This window comes from Paraburkholderia sp. 22098 (assembly GCF_052045935.1).
Lineage (GTDB): Bacteria > Pseudomonadota > Gammaproteobacteria > Burkholderiales > Burkholderiaceae > Paraburkholderia > Paraburkholderia caledonica.
The window spans coordinates 190,297-214,532 of record NZ_JBQEPV010000002.1 but is presented as its reverse complement, the minus strand read 5'-3'; the positions used below and the strand labels follow the sequence as shown (position 1 = coordinate 214,532).

Sequence of the window (24,236 nt, the reverse complement as noted above, 5' to 3'; positions counted from 1 at the left end):
CCGCCGAGCCCTGTGAGCCGCGGCTGAGCGGGACCGCAGCCCGCCTCGCTTTGCCCCTGGAATGCCGTGTGCATACGCCCGGCGGCGTGTGCGGCATTGGAGAGCTATCAAAACGTTTCAAAGCTGAACACACCGGCGCACCGCAATGGCCCTTTTAATTGGATTTGTTATTCGCACATTCGGAATGTGCCTTGTCAGCCGTGGTAATTAGCCCGCAACGATTCTAATCCAGCGATTATTCGTTTATGCGAACGTTTTAAAATCGCAAAAAATGTTTCATTTATGAAACATGATCTGTTTATTCTTCAGATTAATCAGCGCCACTGTAGAGTGGTTCCTTGCGTGAAACGCTAATTCTTCAGAAGATTGGGGGTCGTGAGAAGCTTCCCGTTCGCGTACGCGGGGAAGCCGGCGCGGCTCGCCTCGAACGGCGAGCCGCGTCGCAATGCTTAAAGGGTCAGCTCGAATGACTTTGCGAGGATGCCCGGCAATTGCATGCCGCCCGTCGCCCGCTCGCCCCACGTCCCATCGCTCAGAAGCAATTCGGCGTGCGCGCCGATCTGTTCGAGTTCGCTGCCAAGCAGGCGATACAGGCTGTCGTCGAACCGCATGGCTTCGAGCGGCGCGGCGATCTCTCCGTTCTCCACCCAGAAGGTCGCGAAGCGCGTCATGCCGGTGAGCCGGCAATTCATCCGGTCCGAAAAGTTCACGTACCACAAGTTGCCGATGTAAAGCCCGGTGCCCAGTTGCGCAAGCACGTCCTCGTCCATCATGTCGCCAGGCTGCATGGCGAGCGACGCTGGCGATTCTTCGGCGAGCGCGCCGTTGGGCGTCAAGCCGTATTCCCTTGCGCTGCGTGCATTGGTCAGTTGCCCGGCACTGCGGCCCGCTGTGATCAGCGCAACGCTGTCGCGCAAGTAGCCGTCGTCGTTGAAGCCCGGTGTGATGCCTAGGCCGAGGTCTTCGCTGAGCGTGACGCGACGATCCAGCGCGATGTCGCCCACGTGCAGCTTGTACAACTCGCTGCGCGAACTGGCCTGCGCGCGCGCCGAAAAACCGCGCCACGCCGTTACGCCCAATAGCTCCGCAAGTGCGGCTGGAGCGAGCCATGCGCGATAGCGTCCAGGCGCGAGCGCACGAGGCGCGCGAGCGAGCACCGCGAGACGCGTGGCAGCCTGTTCCACTTTGCCGGCGAAGACCGCATCGCTCCAGTCGTCGCCGGCATATGTGGTCTTGATTGCCCGACCGCTCGGGTCATAGAGCGACCAGCTGAAATTGAAGTTGTCGACTTCGTACCAGCCGCGGCTGCCACGCGTCGACGCAAAGCCGCGCACGATGGTGCCGCCCGCATAAAAGCCCACGAAATCGAGGCCGCGCGCGCATTCGGCGACGACGCGCAACAAGCCGTGCGGATCCGGCAATCTGCCCGAACGCCGCGTGGTGCGCTGCCATGCGGATGTATCGAACAGCAGGTGCGGATCGTCGGCGGCATCGCGCAGACCCTCGCGCAACGTGGCCAGCGCGGCGCGCACTTCGTCGACGTCCTGCTCCAGCTCGCCGCACACCGTCAACGTTGAATACGCCTGCCGCGCGCCGTCAATCAGACGCAAGGTCAGCTTGCCTTGCGAGACGGTGCCGCTTTGCCGCACCTTACCCGCGTTGAAGCGAATGAAGTCGGACTGCTCGCCGGCAAACGAACTGAGCGTGGTTTCGCCGCGTTGCTGGAGACGCTCGATCGCATCGGCGAGCGACGTGAAGTGCCGCTGCCAGTCCACGGCATGCGCGGCGCGCGGTGACATGAAGTCGCTCATCACGCGCCTCCGAACACGTCGACATTGCTGAACACGCAAGCGGGCGACGCGTGGCCCACGCGAATGATCTGCGCCGGTTCTCCCTTGCCGCACATCGACGTGCCATACACTTCGCGCGTGTCGGCGTTGCCGACCGCGCTCAAGCTGCGCCAGAAATTCGCGGAAATGCCGCGATAGTTCGGCTGCTTGACGATCTGCGTGAGCTTGCCGTTCTCGATCAGTTGCCCGAATTCGCAGCCGAACTGAAATTTGTTGCGATGATCGTCAATCGACCAGGACGTGTTGGTGCGCATCAGAATGCCGTGTTCGATGTTGCCGATCATCTCGTCGAGCGAACTGTCGCCCGGCTCGATATTCAGGTTCGCCATGCGGTCGATGGGCGGCCGGTTCCAGTTCGACGCACGCGAATTCGCCACGCCCGGCATGCCCGCGCGTTGCTGCGAGAGCGCGCCGCCAAGCGGCCGCTCCAGCACGCCGTTGCGAATCAGATATTCCTTGTGCGCTTCGGAGCCGTCGTCGTCGAATGCGTAGGCTGCGGCTTCTTCGCGCAACTCCGGGTCGAAAGTCACGTTCAGCAGTTCAGAGCCGTAACGGTAAGAGCCGAACATGTCGGGCTTCACGAAGCTCCAGCCGGCGAAATTGCGCTCGTCGCCGAGAATCCGGTCGAGTTCCAGCGGATGGCCAATCGACTCGTGAATCTGCAGCATCATCTGATCGGGCATCAGCAGAAGGTCGCGCTTGCCCGACGGGCAATTTGGCGCGGCGAGCAATTGCAGCGCCTCGGCGGCGACGCGCGGGCCGCAGCCGTCGAAACCGAAGCGCGCCAGCACGTCCATACCGCCCTGCCCGAGCGTGCCGTAGTTGCCGCCGAGTGTGCGCACTTGCGTGTCGCCATTCGCATGCGCGGCCACGCTCAACTGCGGCATCACGAAGCGGAACCGCTGATCGATACGCACGCCGTCGCCGGTCATATAAAGCTGATCGGTGTGAATGATCTGCATCGCGGCCACGCGCTCGACGATGCGAGCATCCAGCTTCGCCGCCGCGCATTCGGCGCCGAGCCGGTCGATCCATTCGGCGCGGCCCGGCAGCGTGTGCTGCGCATTCGGCGACACGTACTCGCCACTCGCCGACGGACGCGCGACTTCGCGATGATCGATCAACGATAATGCCGCGCTCGCCTCGGCGCGTGCGGTGGCGAGATCGAGCGCCTGTTGCAAGCCCGCCGCCGACAGGTTCGCCGTCGCCGCGTAGCCGGCGCCCGCGCCGACCCACGCGATGAGCATCGCGCCACGATCGCGCACCGTGCGCAGCGGTTGCGCGATATCGTTGCGAACCTCGTGATCGTCGATCCGTTCGTCGACAATGCGCAGCGACCAGAACTCCGCGCGGCTCTTAAGCGACCGGGCGGCCTGCGCCCAGCGTTCGTCAATCATTCACACTCCTTGGAGTTTGCGCGGAATCCGGCCGCGCCATCAGCAGCGACGAGGCCAGAAGCGATCGTGTATAGGGATGCGACGGCGCATGCAAAACTTCGAGCGTATCACCGGCCTCGACGACCCGCCCGGACTTCATGACGATCACACGGTGCGCCATGGCCCGCATCACCGCGAGATCGTGCGTGATGAGAAGGTAGCTTAGCTTGCGCGTCTTCTGTAAATGTACCAGCAGAGCGAGCACCTGCTGCTGGATCGACACGTCGAGCGCGCTCGTCGGTTCATCGAGCACCAGCAGTTCCGGCTCCACTGCAAGCGCTCGTGCAATCGCAATCCGTTGACGCTGCCCGCCGGAAAACTCGTGCGGATAACGCGGCATCGCGTCGGCGGGCAGCCCCACCTCCTCCAGCAGACTGGCAACGCGTACACGCCTCGCCTTTGCGTCGATCTCGGGCCGATGCACGGCAAGACCTTCACCGACGATCTGCTCCACCGTCATGCGCGGCGACAGCGAGCCGAACGGATCCTGGAACACCACCTGCATGCGCGAGTACAACGCCCGCCGCGAAGCAGCGGTCTTCAACACCGACAACGGCATGCCGTCGATATGCACATGGCCCGCAGCAGCCCTGTTCAAACCGAGCACGGTTGCCGCGAGCGTCGATTTTCCCGATCCCGACTCGCCTGCAATGCCGAGGGTTTCGCCGCGCCGCACGCTCAAATCGACGTCATGCACCGCGCGAAACGTGGAGCGGCCGAACAGCGATCGCCAACCTTTGGCGGGCGTGCTGTAGTCGACGGAAAGCCCCTGCACTTCGAGCAGACGGCGCGCGCCTTTTTCGAGCGGCGCTATGGAGCGGCGCGGCTCGCTGTCGAGCAAACGCTGCGTGTACGGATGCCGCGGATCCTCGAACAACGCTTGCGTCGTATTCGTTTCGACCAGCACGCCCTTCTCCATCACCGCGACGCGCTGCGCGAAACGCCTGACGAGATTCAGATCGTGCGTGATCAGCAATACCGCCATGCCGCGCTCGGCGGCTTCCTGTTCCTGGAGTTCGATCAACAGGTCGACGATCTGCTGGCGCACGGTCACGTCGAGCGCGGTAGTGGGCTCGTCGGCGAGCAGCAGGCGAGGACGGCACGCGAGCGCCATCGCAATCATCGCGCGCTGGCGCTGGCCGCCTGACAACTGATGCGGAAAACTGTCGATGCGGCGCTCCGGCTCCGGAATGCCCGTGCGCCTGAGCAACTCGATGCCGCGCGAGCGTGCCGCATTCGGCCGCAAGCCCTCGTGCAGGCGCACGCTTTCCGCGATCTGCTTGCCGATGGTAAAAAGCGGATTGAGCGCGGTCATGGGTTCCTGAAACACCATGGCCACGTCCGCGCCGCGCAGCCCGCGCATTTGCTGCTCGGTCTTGCTCAACAGGTCTTCACCGTCGAGCAGGATGCGTCCGCTCAAATGCGCATGGTCGACGAGCCGCAGAATGGACAACGCGGTGACGCTCTTGCCCGAGCCCGATTCGCCGACGAGCGCAACACGCTCGCCACACGCGATGGAAAGATTAAGATCGCGCACCGCGAGCTTGTCGCCGAAACGTGCGGAAAAGCGCTCGATTTCGAGCAGCGGCCGGTCGTTCGACGTGACGCTCATCGCGGCGCCCCCCCGAAGGCTGAACCGCGCGAACGCGTGTCGAGCGCATTGCGCAGCGCGTCGCCGATAAAAGTCAGCAGCAGCAACGTGACCACGAGCGCGGCAAACGCCGACACCGAAATCCACCAGGCGTCCAGATTGTTTTTACCCTCCTGCAATAACTCGCCGAGGCTCGGCGTCGGCGGCGGCACACCGAGCCCAAGGAAATCGAGGCTGGTCAGCGACAGGATCGCCGCGCTCATCCGGAAAGGCAGGAACGTGATAACCGGCGTAAGGCTGTTCGGCAACACATGACGCCAGATGATCTGCCCGTTCGACAGGCCCATCGTGCGTGCGGCTTTGACATAGTCGAGCGAACGGTTGCGCAGGAACTCCGCGCGAACGTAGTCCGACAGCACGAGCCAGCCGAACATCGACAGAAGAATGAACAGCAGCCACAGCGTCGGCTCGAAGATCGACGCGAAGATGATGAGCAGATACAGGTCCGGCATCGAACTCCATATCTCGATCAGACGCTGGCCGATCAGATCGGTGCGCCCGCCGTAAAAGCCCTGTACCGCGCCCGCCGCTACGCCAATCAGCACGCCGGAGACCGTGAGCGCGAGCGCCATCGACACCGACAGCCTGAATCCGTAAAGAAGCCGCGCGAGCACGTCCCGCCCGTATTGATCGGTGCCGAGCCAGTTCGACGACGTGGGCGGCGCCGGATACGGATGCGCGGCGAAATAGTCGATCGTGTCGTAGTGAAAGTGGTTCGGCGGATAGACCGCGAAGTTGCCGTTCGCCTCCAGCCGCGAGCGAATATACGGATCGAGGTAATTCGCGCGCGCCGGAAAATCGCCGCCGAAAAGCGTCTCCGGATAGTCCTTTACGATCGGGAAATAGTAATGCCCGTCATAGCGGACAACGAGCGGCCGGTCATTCGACAGCACCTCGCCGAGCAGGCTGAGAACGAACAGCGAAGCGAGGATCATGAGGCTCCAGTAGCCCAGACGCTGCCGCCGGAAGCGCAGCCACGTGCGCCGCCACGGAGACGGCACTAAGCCGCGTGGCGCGGCGGACGCGTCATCGGTCAAGCCGGTTGAACTGGATACGCGGGTCGACGAGGACATAGCAGACGTCAGCAATGAGTTTGGTTACAAGGGCGATCAACGTGAAGAGAAAAAGCGAACCCAGCACGACCGGATAATCGCGGCGAATCACGGAGTCGTATGAGAGCTGGCCCATGCCGTCGAGTGAAAACAAAGTCTCGATCAGCAGATTGCCGTTCAGGAACGCGCCGACGAACGCCGCCGGCAATCCGGTCAGCAGCGGAATCGCCGCGTTGCGCAGCACGTGTTTCCACAACACGTCGCGCTGGGTTGCGCCCTTTGCACGCGCGGTCAGCACATACTGACGGCCGATCTCTTCGAGAAACGTGTTCTTGGTGAGGATCGTGACGACCGCAAAATTGCCGACCACCGAGGCCGTGACTGGCAGCACGATGTGCCACAGATAATCGAGCAGCTTGCCGAATGTGCTCAGCTCACCGAAGTTATCCGACGTGAGACCGCGCATGGGGAATACCTGCCAGAAGGTGCCGCCGCCGAACAGCATCAGCAGCAAAACGCCCAGCACGAAGCCGGGAATCGCGTAGCCCGCGAGCACGAGCACGCTCGTCACGGTGTCGAAACGCGAGCCGTTGCGCACCGCCTTGGCGATGCCGAGCGGCACCGAAACCAGATAGGTGAGCAGCACCGTCCAGAGCCCGAGCGTGATCGACACCGGAAGCTTCGAGCGGATCACATCCCATACTCTTGCGTGCTGATAGTACGACTGTCCGAGGTCGAAGCTCGCGTAGTGTTCGAGCATCAGCACATAGCGCTCGAGCGGCGGCTTGTCGAAGCCGAACTGTTTCTTGATCTGCTCGATCTGCTGCGGATCGACACCCTGGCTGCCGTGATAACCGCCGCCGCCCGCCCCCGCGTCTCCGCCACGGCCAGTGCCGTGGCGGAGTTGCGTCATCACCTGCTCGACCGGCCCACCCGGCACGAACTGCGTGACGATGAAAGTCAGCGTGACGACACCGAGCAAGGTCGGCACCATCAACAGCAATCGTCTGAAAATGTACGCAAACATGTCGCTTTCCGATGAACTCAATGTGACGCGGCCGGCCGTTTGGCGAACCAGTAGTCGATAACCCAATCCTCGTACTGGTACGAGGCCGGCACGATTTCCGGAAAACCGAGCGTGGTCTTGTAGCCAATGCGCGCGCCCGGCGCGTAATACTCGGGCACGAGGTAATAGGAGTTGATCAGCACGCGGTCGAGTGCGCGGGTTGCCGCCTGCAGATCGTCGAGCGTGGTCGCGGCGAGCGCGGCATGGATCAGCGAGTCGACTGCGGGCGAGCGGATCCCCGGGTAATTCTCCGAGCCCACCTGCGAGGCCGCCGCGCTGCCGAAGCGGCGTGCGAGTTCCACACCGGGAATGGTGACCGGCGGATAGATATACGTGGTCATGTCGAACTCGAAGTTGTCGATCCGCTTCTGATACAACGCACTGTCGATCTCGCGCAGATGCGCCTCTATTCCGAGGTTCGCCAGCGCCTGCATATACGGCAGAATCAGCCGGTCCATGCCGGGCTGATCGTCGATGATCTCGATCTTCATCGGCGTGCCGTTGACGTCGCGCAACGCGCCGTCGCGATAGTGCCAGCCGGCTTGCGCGAGCAGATCGCGCGCCACGCGCAGATTGCCGCGCAGCGAATTCGGCGGCAGCGTGTCGGGCGGCTTCACCATCGGGCCGAACACTTCAGGCGGCAGACTCGCGCGGTACGGTTCGAGCAGCGCGAGTTCCTTCGCGCCCGGCATGCCGCTCGCACCGAACGGGCTCGCAGCGAAATAGCTGCCGGTGCGCCGGTACTGGCCGTAGAACATCATCCGGTTCATCCAGTCGTAATCGAACGCCATGGTCAACGCATGGCGCACCCGCACGTCCCGGAACATCGGCTTGCGCAGATTGATCAGCATGCCTTGCATCTGCGCGGGGCCGTCTGCGAAATTGCCTTTCTTCAACACACCGTTGTCGAAGTTCTTGCCCACGTACTTGCGCGCCCATTGCGTCGCGCTGTATTCGACGATCGCATCGGCGTCGCCGGCCTTGAAGGCTTCGAGTTGCGTGTAGTGGTCGCGATACAGCTTGAACGTGATATGCGCAAAGCGGTACATGCCGCGCCTCGACGGCAGGTCCGCCGCCCAATACGCCGGATTGCGCCTGTACGTGATCTCCTTGTCGTTCTTGCGCGATTCGACGAGATACGGGCCGCTCGAAACCGGCACCTCGTTCGCGATCTGGTCGAACGGCGCGCGCGTGCCGTCGGCACGCATCCCCCATTTCGGCGAGAACACCGGCAGATCGCCCGCAATCAGCGGCGCGCCGCGCTCGGCATGCCTGAATTCAAAGCGCACAGTGGCCCGATCGACCACGACCGCGCGCCTGATCACCGCAAATTGGGCATTGAACATCGGCGACGCCTGCGGGCTCGTCAACGTGTCGAACGAATATTTGACGTCGGCTGCGGTAATCGGATCGCCGTTCGAGAAGCGCGCGGCCGGGTTGATGTGAAACGTCGCCGACGACAGATCGGGCGCGACTTCCACGTCGTCCGCAATCAACGGATACTCCGACGCAAGCTCGTCCCAGCTTCGCTGCATGAGCGTGTCGAACATCAGGTGCAGCACGTCCGGCGCGGGTGCGCCACGCACGAGGAACGGATTCATCGAATCGTAGGTCTGCAACTCGTTGTAGTTATGGAAGCTGAGCGTGCCGTCCGCGGGCGCGGTGGGATCGGCGTAGTCGAAGTGCGTGAAGTTCGCCGGATATCGGGGCTCGTCGTATTGCGATATCGATGGCCTCGCGTGCGCGGATGTCATGCCCAATGTGAGACCGAGGCCGAGCACGACGGCGTGCGCCCACAGCGAGGCCACGCTCGAGCCTGGCCGCAGCAGATATGCGAGCATGCGCAACGCGCGCGGCCAGCGAAACTTCACAGGTCTCATTTCTTCCAAAGGCTAAAAGGTCGCGCGCCGGCTGCGAGCCGGCGCGCGGTACGTCGAATCGCGCGAGGATGGTTCTGGCCATCGCCCGCGCTCCCTTCTCCACTGCGGTTGCGGCCTTACTGGTCGTCGTCGCTCGGTGCGGTCTTGAACGAGAACGCAACCTCGCCAACGTACGGCTCGGCATTCTTCTCGCAACGGTACGACCTGGCCGCCGTGATGACCGCGTCGTTGAAGACCGAGGTCGGCGGTGTCACGCGCACGATTTTTACGTCGCTGACGCTGCCGTCGGGACTAATCGACAGATGTGCAATCACCGTCGCCGACAGTCCCTCTTGCAACGCGCGGCGCGGAATCTGCGGCTGCACGGCCTGGCAGTGACCGCGTCCGTCGACCACGCCGTGTAACGCCGGCGGCGCCACCGGCGCGGGCGGAGCGGCAGGCGCCGTGGCTGGACCCGGCGTCGCATTCGCCGTGGCGAGCGCGGGCGCATTCGCGCTCGGATTTGCGGCGGGCGCGATGTTCGCGGGTTTGGGCGTCGCCGACGGCATCGCCGGCGGCGGCTTCGGCGTCGGCTGCGGCCTGGGTTGCTGCTGTTTAGGCGGCGGTTTTACCGGCGTCGGCGCGGGCGGCGGCTCGAGCTTTTTCACCTCGGGCGGCGGCGGCGGTGGCGGCGGCGCCATCGTCACTTCCATGATCTTGCGCGGCGCGGGCGGCTCCTGCCTGAAGCTCACCTGCGAGAGCCCCGCGACGATCAGCAATTCGACGACGAGCGCGGCAGCGAGCGCAGTCTTCATGGACATGCGGCCATGATGCGCCGGATTGGACGACGCCCAGAGCGCGCCGCTCAGGCGGCTTTGCGGGTCTTTCATGTCGAGTACCGGAGAGCTCATGTCGTCGGATTGGTGGCGAGTGCAACCGAGCTGATGCCCGCCGCGCGCACGAGGTCCATCACCTTGACGATGTTCTTGTAGCTCGTGCCTTCGTCGCCCGCAATCGCCACGTCGACCTTCTTCGAATCATGCACGAGCCCTTGCAGATGCGCGGTCAACTCCGTGGGTGTGACCGGCTTCGCGTCGAGATAAATCTCGTCGGTCTTCGTGACGCCGATCGACACCTTGACCGTCTGCTGCAACTGCTCGGCCGTGCTCGATTGCGGCAGATCGAGCTTGATGCCCGCGCCCTGAATCATCTTCAGCGTGGCAAGCATGAAGAACACGAGCAGGAACATCATGATGTCGATCATCGGAATGATCTCGATGCGCGCCTTCTCTTCCGCGCCCAGGTAATGGCTGCGATGGTTACGCATGATCCTTCTCCTTGGAAGCGGATGTTCAGGCGGCGAACCGCGACACGAGCAGCGACTTGATCAGATCGAACTGATTGACCGTCATCCGGATACGCTTGTTGAAGTAGTTCAGGAAGATCACGCAGATAATGGCGATCGTCAGGCCGCACGCAGTAGCCGTGAGCGCGTGGCCGATGCCGCCCGTCACGCCGTTCGGATTCGCGGTGCCGCTCGTGCCGAGCACGTTGAACGACTCGACCATGCCGATGATCGTGCCGAGCAGGCCGAGCAGCGGCCCGAGCGTCACCGCCGTGTCGAGAATCCACAGATTGCGGTCGAGGCGCGGCATCTGGAACATGATGGTTTCCTCCAGTTCGCGCTCCACCACCGCTTCGGGTTTGCCTTGCACCTTCAGCGCACTTTTGACCAGTTCGCCCTGCACGGTTGCTTTGTAGTGCTCGGCGACTTTCTGTGCGTCGGACAGATTGGCCGGCTCGACCATCTTCAGATCATGTTCGAGCGTCTTGCCCGCCTTGACCGCTCGCGAGAAGAACATGAAGCGCTCGACGATGATCGAGATGCCCAGCAGGAAGATGAAGGCCAGAACGGGAATCAGGCCCATCGATTGAACTGAATAGTTGATAAGGGTATTGAGCACGGGGAACTCCAGTTGCGTCTCTAACAAAGTTGGGCCGCTTCGGTCCCGAAGACGGGAGCCGAAGCAGCCGACCGACTAAACAGACTGCTTTTCAAAAACAGACATCGAGGACTTAGAAGCGGTACGTCGCGCCGACCTGGAAGAAGCGGCCGATGTTGGTGTAAAGCGACTGGTCGTAGCCGGTGATATCCGGTGTGGCCTGCCACTCGACGTCGAACGGCGGCTTGCGATCGAAGATGTTGTTGATGCCGCCGTAGATGGTCCAGTGCTTGAAGCCGCGATATGTGGCCATCAGGTTGAACTGGCTGTAGGACGCCACCGACAACGTGCCGCCGTCGCCGAATTCGGACGCCACCGCATTCGTGTAAGGGCCCGTGTACTGCCACGTGAGCGTGGTCGTGAACTTGCGATAGTCCCAGCTCAGGCTCGTGTTGCCCTTCCAGCGCGGGTTGCTCGCGCCGAACGGTTGCAGCAGCGCAAGGTTGTTACCCGCGAAGTCCTGCGTCGGTGCGCCGGGGCTGTTCAGCTTGAAGTGCCACACATAGGCCCAGTCGCCGGCGAGCGTGAACGTGCCGTACTTCGTGCCGACCGACTTGCGGAAGTTCATGTCGAAGCCGTCGGTGTCGAGCGAGCCGAGATTGACGAACTGTTCCTTGATGTAGGCGACCGTGCCGTCCGCATTGCGAATCACCGTCGACGGGTCGTTCGCGTTCATCACCGCATTCGGATCGTTGGTGCCGATCACGCCGTCGATGTGAATCTTGTAGAACGCGGCGCCAATATCGGTCGACGAATCCGGCGAGAGCTGGAAGCCGATGTTGTAGTTCTTCGTATGCTCGGGCTGCAGGTTCGGATTGCCATTGACCTGTTCAGTCGTAAAGCGCTTGGTCGACGAACCGCTCGGATCGTTCGGATCGACCAGGTTCTGGTGCGCAAGATAGGTTGCCTGCGAGTTTTCCACGAGCGTAGGCGCACGGAAACCGCGGCTATACGACGCAAATGCCGTGAGCGCCTGCACCGGCTGGAAGCGCAGCGCAAAGCTCGGTGAGAACGCGCCGCCGAAGTCGCTGTAGTGGTCGTAACGGCCCGCCTGCGTGAACGTCAGATTGCGGATGATCGGAATGTCGACCTGGTAGTAGACAGCGGCCACGTTGCGCTCGCCGTCGACCGTCTGCACGTTGGCCGGCGCGGTGATGCCCTGCACAGTGTACGTGCGCGAATTGATCAGCGAACTCTCGTGGCGGAATTCCGTACCGAAGCCCACGCCGACCGGGCCGCCCGGCAGGTTGAACAGATTGCCGGTCGAGGTTTTCGCCGTCACGCTGTCGAGCTTCGAGATAGCCTGTTCATAGTCGTTCTGGAACACGCCGTTCAGCCCGTTAGGCGTGGCCGACGGATTCGCGAAGTCATACACGCCGTTCTGCAAGATGTTCTCGACACCCGCCACGTTCAACATGTTTCTGTAGGTCGTGTCCACGGTGCTTTGCGAATGACCGTAGTCCGCAGACCAGTCCCAGTCGCCGAACTTCTGCGTGGTGAACGAGCCCTTCACGCCGGTCATCGCGCGCCAGAAGGTGGAGACCGTATCCGCTGAAATAGTGTTGGGGAACGTGTAGTTGATCTGCGCCGGTGCGCCGAACGGGTTGTACGGATTGGTCCCCGGAACGGTGCGCGACAGCGGCAGCGCGGAACCGGTGGCCGGATTGTAGGCGTTGGTTATGCTTGAAAGTGCCGCGGGGCCTTCGTTCTGCACGGTTTCGTTGCGGCTCACCCATAGGTCCGCGTAGGCCTGTACGTCGTCATTGATCTTGAAGGTGCCGCGCACCTTCGCGTTCAAACGCGTTGTAGACGGAACCAGCGAGGTCGTGCTCGCGGGATTCGATTTACACTCCGCGCCGCCGTCCGCCGACACGCTGCCGGGAGGGCATGGGTTGAGCGCGGTCTTGGTGCCGTCAGGAGCCGTCCAGTACGACTGCTGGTTCGGCCCCAGCGGCCCTGCAAGGCCACCGGGGAACTGGCTGAAGTCCTGGTTGGCCGTCATCGAACGATCGGCGAGCGAGGAACCGGTGTCGCGGTAATAGCTCGCCGCAGCCGTTACGTTGAAGCGGTCCGAATTCAGATCGCCGAAGCCGCCGAGCACGCCGAAGTTGCCCTGCGCGTCGCCCGGATGCTGCGCCTTGCCCAGTTGGCCGTCGAACTGCAAGCCCTGGAAGTTCTTCTTCGTGATGATGTTGACCACGCCGGCAATCGCGTCCGAGCCGTACACCGACACGGCGCCCGTCTTCACGATGTCGATGTGATCCACCATATTGAGCGGGATCGAGTTGACGTCGAAGAACGTGTCGGTGAAGTTCACCGCCTTGCCGTAATTGGCGACGCGCTGTCCGTCCACCAGAACCAGCGTGTACTTTTCGCTCAGGCCGCGCAACGCGATGCCGCCACCGCCTTGCGCCGAGCTGTTCATGGTCGTTTGGCCCCAACTGCTGCCCGAGTTGGCGGACGTGCCGCGCAGAAAATCAGCCACGGTCGTGTAACCGCTTTGCTCGATTTCCTTCGGCGTGATGGTTTGCACCTCGGTATTGCCGACCTTATCCGACGTGCGGATCAGCGAGCCGGTAACTTCCACGCGCTGCATCTTCGTTACGTTGCCCGAGTCCGTCGCTGTCGGAGTGGCTTCCGACGTCGTAGTGGCCGCGGTATTGCCGGTCGTCGCCGGCTGGCTTTGTGCAAACGCCGGTGCGGCCATAGCCGCCGACAAGGCGAGTTCTGCCCAAAGCATCCTTTTAATGGCCAACGCCAATGCCCTTTGTTTCATTTTCCCCTTCTCACTTGTCAGTAAGACCACACCTGTTGTGCAAAGAAAAGCCTTATGAACTTCCCTGCCCTTTTTACGACGACGGCGCACCACGCTTTACCGAATATGCCCAGCATTAGTGCAAATAAGTCCAAAACGATTAAATTGCGTTTAATCCAATCACTTTGCGAAAGGCGATACGAATCCAATTCAATCGATTGAATTGGACTACTAATTTACTAACAGAAATGAAAGCTTTTCTATTTCGTGCAATGTTCATGTCGAGGTGAACCAGCCCGCTTTCGCGGCGCGCCACTTTCGGCGCGACTCGGCACATTCACCGAGACACAAACACTTTGGATGCCTAACTTTTCATCAACCCGCCAGCGTTCTGCCGAGGGCACTTCCGGTGCGAGCTTGCTTCTGCCCGGCTGATCTGTCAGTGAGTTGAAAGATTCACTGACTGGGGAACACTATTGCGACAGAACCGCCTGCGCGCAAGGCTCAGCTCAAATTGCGCTGCATGTCATGCGGTGGCAGAAACATAGCAAGTCAGAATCACGTAGTCAAAATTTGTTTGATATAAGCAAATATTGTTTCGCGCACCACACCCACTGCTCGTCCGGCCGCTATGTCGCAAAGCTGGACCACGCCTCAGACGGCCGTGGCAAGCGATTACGAATTTCCAGCGCGAGCGGAAGCGGCGGCCGAATTACGGACGCGTGGCTTTCAAACAGGCTGGAAAAGCGTGAAGAAGAGCCCGGTGCGCGTGTCCCGCCAACGCACCAAGCGTTATGAAACACTCAATGGACAGGGACAATAACAAATCAAAATCGGTCGTCAAACTTTTTTTGATGGCATTGTTTCAATCTGGCACTGCCGGCCTTTTAGACGGGACGTTCTAAAGTTTTCCGAATTTGCCCGTGTGCCAACCCGGTTTGCGAATACGACGATGTGACAGTGCACTAAACAAAACATTGTCTCGAACTAAACATGCTCTAGGGGAATGGAAAGGGCCCGCATCGCCTGGTCGGCAATGCGGGCCCTCTCTTTTGCTACGCGACTCGAAGTTTCCGCTACCCGTTGGTGCCTTCGCCCGCTTCCACTTGGGCAGCGCGAGCGCCGCCATGTGCAGTACGGTCGAGCACAGGCTTCAACGCTGCGCCGGTGTGGCTCGCGCGAACCTGCACGATTCCTTCGGGGTCCGTAGCAGCGACGACTGTCCCGCCACCCACACCGCCTTCGGGACCGAGGTCGATGATCCAGTCTGCCTCGGCAATCACATCGAGGTCATGCTCGATCACCACGACGCTATGGCCGCCGTCAGCGAGACGATGCAGCACGCGAATCAACTTGGCGACGTCGGCCATATGCAGGCCAACCGTCGGCTCGTCGAGCACATACAACGTATGCGGCGGTTTTTGACCGCGCCGCGTAATGTCGTCGCGCACCTTGCTCAACTCGGTGACGAGTTTGATGCGCTGCGCCTCGCCGCCCGACAAGGTAGGCGATGGCTGACCGAGCGTGAGGTAACCGAGCCCCACGTCTTTCATCAACTGCAGAGGATGGGCAATGTTCGAGATCGGCGCAAAGAACTCGACAGCCTCGTCGATTTCCATGGTGAGCACGTCGCCGATATTCTTGCCCCGCCATGTCACTGCGAGCGTTTCCGGGTTGAAGCGCTGCCCATGGCAGACATCGCACGGCACCTTTACGTCCGGCAGGAAGCTCATGCCGATGGTGCGCACGCCTTGCCCTTCACAAGCTGGGCAGCGGCCCTCGCCTGTGTTGAATGAGAAGCGCGATGCCGTGTAGCCCCGCGCGCGAGCTTCGAGCGTGCCGGCAAACAGCTTGCGAATTGCGTCCCACACGCCGATATACGTTGCGGGACACGAGCGCGGCGTCTTGCCGATTGGCGTCTGATCGACTTCCAGCACGCGGTCGATGCTTTCCCAACCCGTAATCGAGTCGCAGCCCTGCCACGCATGCGTGACGTTCAGCGGAGCACGCGGCGCGGTGCGCGCGAGCACGCTCGAACGGCGGTTCGCGGCGGGCTTCTCTTCTGCCGCCGCTCGCGCCCGACGCGTAGCCGGCGACGACAACACCGAGCGCCCAACTGCGTCGAGCAGATTCGCCATGAGCACGTCACGCGCAAGCGTGGACTTGCCCGAGCCGCTGACGCCCGTCACCGCGACGAGCCGCGACAGCGGAATGCCCACGGTAACGTTGCGCAGATTGTGCAGTTTGCCGCCGTGCACGGTCAGCCAGTTCTCGGGCACCGCCGCCGCGCGCTTGCCTGGCGCGACGACTTTGCGACGCGGCTGCAGCGGATGCACGATGGGCGTTGCGAGAAACTGCCCCGTCAGCGATTCGGGCTGCGCGGACAGATCCGCCACGCTGCCCTGCGCGATCAGCGTGCCGCCGCGCTTGCCGGCGCCCGGCCCGATGTCGATGATGTGATCGGCCCGCCGGATCGTGTCTTCGTCGTGCTCGACGACCACGAGCGTATTGCCCTTGTCGCCGAGCTTGCGCAGCGCGTTCAGCAGGATCTGATTGTCGCGTGGATGCAGGCCGATGGTCGGCTCGTCCAGCACATAGCAGACGCCCTGCAGATTGCTGCCCAGTTGCGCGGCGAGGCGAATGCGTTGCGCCTCGCCGCCCGACAGGCTCGGCGCTGCCCGGTCGAGGCTCAGGTAACCGAGCCCGACCTCTTCGAGAAACTGCAAACGGCTGCCGATCTCGCTGACTACGTCGCGCGCAATCTCAGCGTCGCGGCCTGTCATGTGCAAACCGTCGATCCATGCGCGCGTGTCCGACACGGTCCATTGCGCGACGTTGGTAATGGCTTGCGCGTCGAACGTGACGGCGCGCGCCGTGGGATTCAAGCGCGTGCCCACGCAATCCGGACACGGTTCGTCGACGAGACCCTCAGGTTCCTGCTCTTCCGACGGCAAACTTTGTTCGCGGCCACGATTGTCGTCTACGACGATCGTGTCGTCGTACGCGGCGCGTTGCTCGCGTGTAAGCGCGAGCCCCGTGCCCACACAGGTCGTGCACCAGCCGTGCTTGCTGTTATACGAGAACATGCGCGGATCGAGCTCGGGGTAGCTCGTGCCGCAAACCGGACACGCCCGCTTGGTGGAGAGCACCTTGACCGCGCCGAGCTTCGCGGTGGGCTGCCCGCCGTTTATTGCGTCATGCAGACCGTCGAGCGGCGCGAGCAGATGCATCACACCCTTGCCGACTTCCAGCGTTTGATCGAGCGCGTGCCGCAGTTCCGCTTCGTTGTCCGCCGACACGATCAGGTCGGCGACCGGCAGTTCGATAGTGTGCTCACGGAAGCGGTCGAGCTTCGGCCACGGGTCCACCGGCACGAATTCGCCGTCCACCCGCAGATGCGTATTGCCCCGCGCTTTTGCCCACTTCGCGAGATCGGTGTACACGCCTTTGCGGTTGACCACGAGCGGAGCGAGGAAGCCGACGTGCTGCCCCTTATGGTCACGCAGCAATTGCGCGGCGATGGACTCGACGCTTTGCGACGTAACCGGCGTGCCGTCATGAATGCAATGCTGCAAACCGAGCTTCACATACAGCAGGCGCAGGAAATGCCACACCTCGGATGTGGTCGCCACCGTACTCTTGCGGCCGCCGCGCGACAGACGCTGTTCGATCGCGACCGTCGGCGGGATGCCGTACACGGCGTCGACCTCAGGCCGGCCGGCGGGCTGCACGATGGAACGCGCGTACGCATTGAGCGATTCGAGGTAGCGGCGTTGCCCTTCGTGGAAAAGTATGTCGAACGCGAGCGTCGACTTGCCCGACCCCGACACACCGGTGATGACATTGAACTTGCCATGCGGGATGTCGACGTCCAGCGCTTTCAGATTGTGCTCGCGCGCGTTGACGATGCGTACCACGTCTTCGCCTTCGATTGCACGGCGCGCGCGCGCCGCGCTCAGCGCCTTCTGCAACGGAATGCCTTGCGATGCCTCCCCAGCAGGCTGCGCAGCCGCGCTCATTGCGCGGTCGTAGTGCAACAGCGCTTCGCCGGTATGCGATTCGGGGCAGCCCTTGACGTCTTCCGGCGTGCCGGCGCACAGCACGCGGCCACCGCCGTCGCCGCCCTCGGGACCGAGGTCGATGATCCAGTCTGCCGCGCGAATCACGTCGAGATTGTGCTCGATCACGATCAGCGAATGGCCGCTTGCCAGCAGCTTGCCGAACGCCTGCATCAGCTTGGCAATATCGTCGAAATGCAGGCCGGTGGTCGGCTCGTCGAACATGAAAAGGCGTTTGGCGACTGCCTGCTTCGCGCCGCGCGCGGTGCGCGCCTGCGCGGATTCAGCGAGAAAGCCCGCGAGTTTGAGCCGCTGCGCCTCGCCGCCCGACAACGTGGGCACCGGCTGACCGAGCTTCACGTATTCGAGACCCACGTCGACGATAGGCTGCAGCACGCGTAATACTTCGGCATCCTTCGAAAAATAGGCGGCGGCTTCGCTGACGGTCAGTTCGAGCACGTCTGCGATGCTCAACGCACGCGCGGGTTCGCCGCGCTCGATCTTCACTTCGAGCAGTTCGGCGCGATAACGGCGGCCGTCGCAGTCCGGACAGCGCAAATACACGTCGCTCAAGAACTGCATTTCGATATGTTCGAAGCCCGAACCGCCGCATGTCGGGCAGCGCCCGTCGCCGGAATTGAAGCTGAACATGCCTGGGCCATAGCCGCGTTGTTGCGCAAGCGGCGCCTTCGCGAACAGCTTGCGGATTTCGTCGAACGCGCCGACATAGCTCGCCGGGTTGGAGCGCGCGGTCTTGCCGATCGGCGACTGGTCGACGAACACGACGTCGGTGACCTGATCCGCGCCGGTCAGGCTGCGAAATGCACCGGGTGACTCGGTGGCGAGACCGAAGTGCCGCGCCATGGCTGGGTACAGCACGTCTTGCAGCAACGTGGATTTGCCGGAGCCCGACACACCTGTTACGCAGACGAGCCGCTGCAGCGGAATCTCCACCGTCACGTCGCGCAAATTATGTTCGGTCGCGCCTTCGAGCACGATGCGAGGCGTGCTCGCGTCGACCGGGCGCTGCGACCAGTGCGCCGCGTCCGCCACGTGCCGGCGGCCGCCGAGATATTCGCCGGTGAGCGTGCCCGACGAGCGGATGGCCTCGGGCACGCCGTCGTAAATGATCGAGCCGCCCCGCTCGCCCGGCCCCGGACCCATGTCGATCAGGCGATCGGCCGCCAGCATGACCGACGGATCGTGTTCGACCACCACCAGCGTATTGCCCGCGTCACGCAGGCGATGCATGGCTTCGACGATACGGTTCAGATCGCGCGGATGCAGGCCGATACTTGGTTCGTCGAGCACGAACAGCGTTTTAGTGAGCGACGTGCCGAGCGCCGTGGTGAGATTGATCCGCTGCACTTCGCCGCCCGACAGCGTGCGGCTTTGGCGGTCAAGCGTCAGATAGCCGAGCCCGACGTCGCACAGGTATTTGAGGCGTGTGCGCACTTCCGCGAGCAGCAGCTTGAGCGCGTCGTCGAGCAAAGCGCTCGGCAAACTGATTTCGTCGAAGAAGCGGCGGATGCGCTCGATCGGCATCAGCATCAGGTCGTGCACGGTGAGACCAGGCAACGCTTCGAGTTGAGCGCGGTTCCATTCGACGCCGCGCGGCATGAAGCGCTGTGCGGGCGTCAGCACGTCGTCGGCGTTCTTCTTGCTGCCGAGGCGCCAAAGCAGCGATTCCGTTTTCAGGCGCGCGCCGCCGCAGGTTTCGCATGGCGTGTAGCTGCGGTATTTCGACAGCAGCACGCGGATATGCATCTTGTACGCTTTCGATTCGAGATATTCGAAGAAGCGTTTGACGCCGTACCAATGGCTTTGCCACTTGCCATTCCAGTCAGGCGAGCCGTTGATCACCCAGTCGCGCTCGGCGTCCGTGAGTTCGCCCCACGGCGTGCCGCGGCGTATGTCGGCCTTCGCCGCGTAGCGCATCAGATCGTCCTGACACTCCTTCCACGCCGGCGTTTGCATGGGCTTGATCGCGCCGTCGCGCAGCGTCTTGCGCGCGTCTGGAATCACGAGACCCAGGTCGACGCCGATCACGCGGCCGAACCCGCGACAGACCTCGCACGCGCCGTAGGCCGAGTTGAACGAGAACAGCGCCGGTTGCGGATCGGCGTAGCGCAGATCGCTCTCCGGGCTGTGCAGTCCTGTGGAGAAACGCCAGATTTGCGGCTCGGCTTGCTGTGCCTCAGGCGGCTGCTGGACCTCGGAAGCCGGCGGCAGCACGTAGATATTCACGCGCCCGCCGCCGCGCTTGAGCGACGCTTCGATCGCCTCGACAACGCGCTGCTTGTCCGCCTGGCGCAGGCGGAAGCGGTCGGCGACGACGTCCAGCAGTTTGCGTCTGCCGGTAGGCGACTCGACCTCGCGCTGCGCCTGCACGCGCGTGTAGCCGCTCGCCGACAGCCATTGCTCCACTTCCTGCTCGGACGCCGACTCCGGCAACTCGACCGGGAATGTGACGACCAGTCGCGGGTCGTCCTTTTCCGTGCGTTCGAGCAGCTCGGCGTAGATCGTTTCAGGCGTGTCGTGACGCACCTGATGCGCCGTCTTGCGGTCGAACAGTTCGGCCGCGCGCGCGTAGAGCAGCTTCAGGTGGTCGTTGAGCTCCGTCATGGTGCCGACGGTGGAGCGCGAACTACGCACCGGATTGGTCTGGTCGATCGCGATGGCGGGCGGCACGCCGTCGACCCGGTCGACTTGCGGCCGGTCCATGCGATCAAGGAACTGCCGCGCGTACGCGCTAAACGTTTCGACGTAGCGCCGCTGCCCTTCCGCGTAAAGCGTGTCGAACACGAGGCTCGACTTGCCGGACCCGGACGGCCCGGTAACGACCGTCATTTCGCCGGTTTTCACGTCGAGATCGACGTTTTTGAGGTTGTGCTGGCGCGCGCCGCGAATCTTGATGATGCCGTTGGATGACAATTTTTCGACCGTCTGAATGAGTGGGCCACCTCTCACGGACGCCTCGCGACCGCGCAAGTTCAGTGCAAACGGGCGCCGAGGCGCTGAAGCCGCGCCCCGCTTGCAGTTGAACACTATACTGTATATTTATACAGTTTTCCACGACGCGCACCGGCCAAGTTTGGCGCACTTCGTGTCATAACGCCCCGCTACACGGCCGGCGTCATGCCGCGCGCAGTGTCAGCCGTCACGCGTCGCCGTCCTTGCGCCCTTCGTAGGCTGTCAGGAGCTTGTGAGCGACCATGTCGACGGCCGGTTTGACCAGGCCGTTCTTGTCGGTCCACACCTTGGGCGTGATTGCCCCGCTCAGCGCAACGCTGTCCGCGTCGCTCAACGCAAGCAGCGCGGTTTGCACGCCGTTATCGAACGCAATCACGTTGACGAAAATCGTGTCGCCGTCATTGGTGACCGCGCGCACCTTGCAGGTCACGAAGCGCGTACCGTTTTGCCCCGTGCGAAGCTGCGCCTCGCCATACAGGCGCCCGCTCACCAGTCCATCGATCATCTTGCTGCTCCCTTGTTGCAGGTTCCGCACCCGATGTGCGGCGCACATCATCCCACGAGACCTTACACGGCGGCGCTTACGCAGTGCCCGCCGCCTCGAAGATATCGCGCAGCCACGTTGCAAACACGCGCACCCGCGACGACAGTTGCCGATTCTGCGGATACAGCACGGACACCGGCATCGGCGGCGGCGGAAAATTCGCGAGAATGATCTTAAGGCGCCCGCTTGCCAGTTCATCCGACACGCGATAGCGCGGCACCTGGACCATGCCCAGCCCGGCCACCGCCGAGCCCGTATAGAGCTCGACGCCCGTCACGGACACCGCGCCGGGCAACAGCATCGGCGTAATGCGGCCTTCGATGTCGAATTCGAGCGGCACCGGCTTGCCCGTTGCGCTAGACACATAGTTGACCGCGCGGTGCGATTCGAGCGCCGACGGATCGGCGGGCTCGCCATATTTCTCCAGATAAGCCGGGCTCGCCACCGTCACTTGCTGCAGTTGCGCGACGCGGCGCCCGACCATCGACGAATCCTGCAGCGTGCCGGCCCGCAGCACGCAGTCGATGCCCTCGCGCACCAGGTCGACCAGACGGTCGTCTTCGCCGATTGTCAGTTCGATATCGGGGTAGCGTGCGAGGAACGCCGGCAGCGTCGGCACGACGAAGTGCCGGGCGAGCGTGCCTTGCAGATTCACACGTAACAAACCTTTCGGCGCCAGGTTAGAGAACGAGCCCTCCGCCTCTTCCATATCGGCGATCAACCGCACGCAGCGTCCGTAATACGCCTGCCCGTCGGGCGTCAGGCGAACCGTTCGCGTGGTGCGCTCCAGCAGCCGCGCGCCGAGCCGCTCCTCCAGACGTTTGATGAGGTTCGTGACCGTGGCACGCGGTATCTGCAAGTCGTCGGACGCACGCGTGAAGCTTTGCCGCTCGGCGACCCGCACGAACACACGCATTTCTTCGAAACGGTCCATATGGGCGCTATTGTTAAAGAGGATCGAATGATGATGGCCAGTCTAACCCGATTATCTCGAAGCACAAAGCGTTCATCATTCACTCACCAACTCAATACCGAAAAGGAAACGCACCATGAACACGATCAGAAACGCACAAGTCGCTATCGTTACCGGCGCATCGCGAGGCATCGGCGCCGCCATTGCGCGGCGCCTTTCGAGCGACGGCTTTGCTGTCGTCGTCAACTATGCGTCCAGTTCCAGCGAGGCCGACGCGCTCGTCGCCGAACTCAACGGCGCGGGTGGCCGGGCGGTGGCGGTGAAGGCCGATGTGTCGAAGGCTGCCGACGTGCGCCGCATGTTCGAAACCGCCGAGCAGCAACTGGGCAAAGTTGACGTGCTGATCAACAACGCAGGCGTGATCAAGCCGACGCCACTCGCCGACACGAGCGACGAGTTGTACGACCGCACATTCGACATCAACGTGCGCGGCACCTTCAATACGTTGCGCGAAGCGGCGGGCCGCATGAACGACGGCGGACGCATCATCAACTTTTCGAGCACGACCGTCGCGCTGAACATGCCTGGCTACGCGATCTACAGCGCGACCAAGGCCGCGGTGGAAACGTTCACGCACGTGTTCGCGAAGGAACTGCGCGGGCGCAACATTACGGTGAACGCGGTGGCGCCGGGCCCGGTCGCGACGGCGCTGTTCTTCGACGGCAAGACCGACGAGCAGATTCAACACTTTGCAAAGATGCCGCCGCTGGAGCGCCTCGGGCAACCGGAAGATATTGCGTCGGTGGTGGCGTTTCTCGCGAGCCCGGCAGCCGCGTGGGTCAACGGCCAAGTGCTGCGGGCAAACGGCGGATTGGCTTGAGGCGTGTCGGGCGCCGCTCCAGCAACCTGAAGCGGGTCAACGCAGTGGGCTAATCGAACTTGCAGCGCGCGTGAGTCCGGGCACTCCTGACGAGCCGCCGGACTCACGCGTTAGAACTCGCACCGAACCGCCCGCCTATACCGCTTTGGGATTGCGCTCGGCGAATCCTTCCTGATGCCAGTACGGATAAGCCGGCCGCACGGCGCTTGCCGCATCGAGCCGCGCGACCTGCTCCGGCGTCAGGTTCCAGCCGACCGCGCCCAGGTTCTGCCGCAACTGCTCTTCATTGCGTGCGCCGATCAGCACGGTCGACACTGTCGGACGTTGCAACAGCCAGTTCAGCGCGATCTGCGGCACGGTCTTGCCGGTTTCCACGGCGATCTCGTCGATCGTATCGAGCACGCGGTACAAATACTCGTCCGGCACCGGCGGCCCCATGTCGGCGGTCTTGTGCAAACGGCTCGTATCGGGCAACGGCTGGCCCCGCTTGATCTTGCCGGTCAGACGTCCCCAGCCGAGCGGGCTCCACACCACGGCGCCCACGCCCTGATCGACGCCGAGCGGCATCAGTTCCCACTCGTAATCGCGCCCGACGAGCGAGTAGTAAGTCTGGTTCGCGACATAACGCGGGTAGCCGTAGCGGTCCGCCGTGTCCAGCGACTTCATCAGATGCCAGCCGGAAAAGTTCGACACACCCGTGTAGCGGATCTTGCCTGCGCGCACCAGGTCGTCCAATGTAGACAGCACTTCCGTGACCGGCGTTCTGGCGTCGAAACCATGCAACTGAAAAAGGTCGATGTAATCGGTTTGCAAGCGCTTGAGCGCTGCGTCTACTGCCTGAATCAGATGAAAGCGCGATGAGCCGACGTTGTTCGGACCGTCGTCGAAACGGAAGGTCGCCTTGGTCGAGATGATCACCTTATCGCGCTTGCCCTTCAGCGCTTCGCCGAGCACCGACTCCGAAGCGCCGCGCGAATAGATGTCTGCGGTGTCGAACATCGTCACGCCCGCATCGAGGCAAATGTCGATCAGACGCCGTGCTTCATCCACGTCCGTCGAGCCCCACGCCTGAAAAAAATCACCCTTGCCGCCGAACGTGCCCGTGCCGAAACTCAGCACCGGCACCTTGAAACCGGATGCACCCAGATGTCTGTATTCCATTGATGAATCTCCGTGGCATAGCCGTCATTTAAACG

At 62.7% G+C, this 24,236-nt stretch carries 15 protein-coding genes; 1 reads left to right on the top strand and 14 read right to left on the bottom strand.

Annotated features, from left to right (window positions below; translation table 11 throughout):
- Positions 1-449 precede the first annotated feature (449 nt).
- The 13 genes from ACTJLB_RS04410 to ACTJLB_RS04350 all read right to left on the bottom strand — a co-directional run bounded on the left by ACTJLB_RS04410 (position 450) and on the right by ACTJLB_RS04350 (position 22,181).
- Positions 450-1,811, bottom strand: a complete 1,362-nt coding sequence (locus tag ACTJLB_RS04410; RefSeq protein WP_088175103.1) for a metallopeptidase TldD-related protein — start codon at positions 1,809-1,811, stop codon at positions 450-452.
- Positions 1,811-3,247, bottom strand: a complete 1,437-nt coding sequence (locus ACTJLB_RS04405; protein WP_408410937.1) for a TldD/PmbA family protein — start codon at positions 3,245-3,247, stop codon at positions 1,811-1,813. Before ACTJLB_RS04405 ends, ACTJLB_RS04410 begins: the two co-directional genes overlap by 1 nt.
- Entirely contained in the window at positions 3,240-4,898 is a 1,659-nt protein-coding gene (locus ACTJLB_RS04400; RefSeq protein ID WP_440782594.1) for an ABC transporter ATP-binding protein, read from the bottom strand. Before ACTJLB_RS04400 ends, ACTJLB_RS04405 begins: the two co-directional genes overlap by 8 nt.
- Positions 4,895-6,010: an ABC transporter permease gene (locus ACTJLB_RS04395; protein WP_027804933.1), complete on the bottom strand. Its 1,116-nt coding sequence runs from the start codon at positions 6,008-6,010 to the stop codon at positions 4,895-4,897. Before ACTJLB_RS04395 ends, ACTJLB_RS04400 begins: the two co-directional genes overlap by 4 nt.
- Positions 5,964-7,016: a microcin C ABC transporter permease YejB gene (locus tag ACTJLB_RS04390; protein WP_440782593.1), complete on the bottom strand. Its 1,053-nt coding sequence runs from the start codon at positions 7,014-7,016 to the stop codon at positions 5,964-5,966. The genes ACTJLB_RS04395 and ACTJLB_RS04390 overlap by 47 nt, the downstream gene beginning before the upstream one ends.
- Positions 7,017-7,033: 17 nt before the next feature.
- Positions 7,034-8,935: an extracellular solute-binding protein gene (locus ACTJLB_RS04385; RefSeq protein ID WP_440782592.1), complete on the bottom strand. Its 1,902-nt coding sequence runs from the start codon at positions 8,933-8,935 to the stop codon at positions 7,034-7,036.
- Between the two features lie 116 nt (positions 8,936-9,051).
- On the bottom strand, positions 9,052-9,825 hold the full coding sequence (locus ACTJLB_RS04380; RefSeq protein WP_408486958.1) for an energy transducer TonB: 774 nt from the start codon (positions 9,823-9,825) through the stop codon (positions 9,052-9,054).
- Entirely contained in the window at positions 9,822-10,241 is a 420-nt protein-coding gene (locus ACTJLB_RS04375; RefSeq protein WP_006051605.1) for an ExbD/TolR family protein, read from the bottom strand. The genes ACTJLB_RS04380 and ACTJLB_RS04375 overlap by 4 nt, the downstream gene beginning before the upstream one ends.
- A gap of 25 nt (positions 10,242-10,266) precedes the next feature.
- Positions 10,267-10,878, bottom strand: a complete 612-nt coding sequence (locus ACTJLB_RS04370) for a MotA/TolQ/ExbB proton channel family protein (RefSeq protein WP_020069917.1) — start codon at positions 10,876-10,878, stop codon at positions 10,267-10,269.
- A 112-nt stretch (positions 10,879-10,990) separates the two neighbouring features.
- Entirely contained in the window at positions 10,991-13,693 is a 2,703-nt protein-coding gene (locus ACTJLB_RS04365) for a TonB-dependent receptor plug domain-containing protein (RefSeq protein WP_088175097.1), read from the bottom strand.
- A 1,055-nt stretch (positions 13,694-14,748) separates the two neighbouring features.
- Positions 14,749-20,664 carry an excinuclease ABC subunit UvrA gene (gene uvrA, locus ACTJLB_RS04360; protein ID WP_440782833.1) on the bottom strand — a complete coding sequence of 1,972 codons (5,916 nt, stop codon included), beginning with the start codon at positions 20,662-20,664 and terminating at the stop codon, positions 14,749-14,751.
- A gap of 226 nt (positions 20,665-20,890) precedes the next feature.
- Positions 20,891-21,208, bottom strand: coding sequence for a single-stranded DNA-binding protein (locus ACTJLB_RS04355; protein ID WP_020069920.1), 318 nt, complete (start codon positions 21,206-21,208; stop codon positions 20,891-20,893).
- Between the two features lie 76 nt (positions 21,209-21,284).
- On the bottom strand, positions 21,285-22,181 hold the full coding sequence (locus ACTJLB_RS04350) for a LysR family transcriptional regulator (protein WP_088175096.1): 897 nt from the start codon (positions 22,179-22,181) through the stop codon (positions 21,285-21,287).
- Positions 22,182-22,296: 115 nt separating this feature from the next.
- On the opposite strand from ACTJLB_RS04350, the gene ACTJLB_RS04345 reads away from it, so the two are divergent.
- Entirely contained in the window at positions 22,297-23,040 is a 744-nt protein-coding gene (locus tag ACTJLB_RS04345; protein ID WP_204521087.1) for an SDR family oxidoreductase, read from the top strand.
- A gap of 135 nt (positions 23,041-23,175) precedes the next feature.
- Here the strand turns inward: ACTJLB_RS04345 and ACTJLB_RS04340 are convergent, their stop codons facing one another.
- Positions 23,176-24,201 (bottom strand): aldo/keto reductase, encoded by a 1,026-nt coding sequence (locus tag ACTJLB_RS04340; protein ID WP_204521088.1) that lies wholly within the window; start codon positions 24,199-24,201, stop codon positions 23,176-23,178.
- Between the last annotated feature and the right edge of the window lie 35 nt (positions 24,202-24,236).

Coding starts and splice junctions, on each gene's coding strand:
- ACTJLB_RS04410 (WP_088175103.1), bottom strand. CDS start 1,811: ATGAGCGACTTCATGTCACCGCGCGCCGCGCATGCCGTGGACTGGCAG.
- ACTJLB_RS04405 (WP_408410937.1), bottom strand. CDS start 3,247: ATGATTGACGAACGCTGGGCGCAGGCCGCCCGGTCGCTTAAGAGCCGC.
- ACTJLB_RS04400 (WP_440782594.1), bottom strand. CDS start 4,898: ATGAGCGTCACGTCGAACGACCGGCCGCTGCTCGAAATCGAGCGCTTT.
- ACTJLB_RS04395 (WP_027804933.1), bottom strand. CDS start 6,010: ATGTCCTCGTCGACCCGCGTATCCAGTTCAACCGGCTTGACCGATGAC.
- ACTJLB_RS04390 (WP_440782593.1), bottom strand. CDS start 7,016: ATGTTTGCGTACATTTTCAGACGATTGCTGTTGATGGTGCCGACCTTG.
- ACTJLB_RS04385 (WP_440782592.1), bottom strand. CDS start 8,935: ATGAGACCTGTGAAGTTTCGCTGGCCGCGCGCGTTGCGCATGCTCGCA.
- ACTJLB_RS04380 (WP_408486958.1), bottom strand. CDS start 9,825: ATGAGCTCTCCGGTACTCGACATGAAAGACCCGCAAAGCCGCCTGAGC.
- ACTJLB_RS04375 (WP_006051605.1), bottom strand. CDS start 10,241: ATGCGTAACCATCGCAGCCATTACCTGGGCGCGGAAGAGAAGGCGCGC.
- ACTJLB_RS04365 (WP_088175097.1), bottom strand. CDS start 13,693: ATGAAACAAAGGGCATTGGCGTTGGCCATTAAAAGGATGCTTTGGGCA.
- ACTJLB_RS04355 (WP_020069920.1), bottom strand. CDS start 21,208: ATGATCGATGGACTGGTGAGCGGGCGCCTGTATGGCGAGGCGCAGCTT.
- ACTJLB_RS04350 (WP_088175096.1), bottom strand. CDS start 22,181: ATGGACCGTTTCGAAGAAATGCGTGTGTTCGTGCGGGTCGCCGAGCGG.
- ACTJLB_RS04345 (WP_204521087.1), top strand. CDS start 22,297: ATGAACACGATCAGAAACGCACAAGTCGCTATCGTTACCGGCGCATCG.
- ACTJLB_RS04340 (WP_204521088.1), bottom strand. CDS start 24,201: ATGGAATACAGACATCTGGGTGCATCCGGTTTCAAGGTGCCGGTGCTG.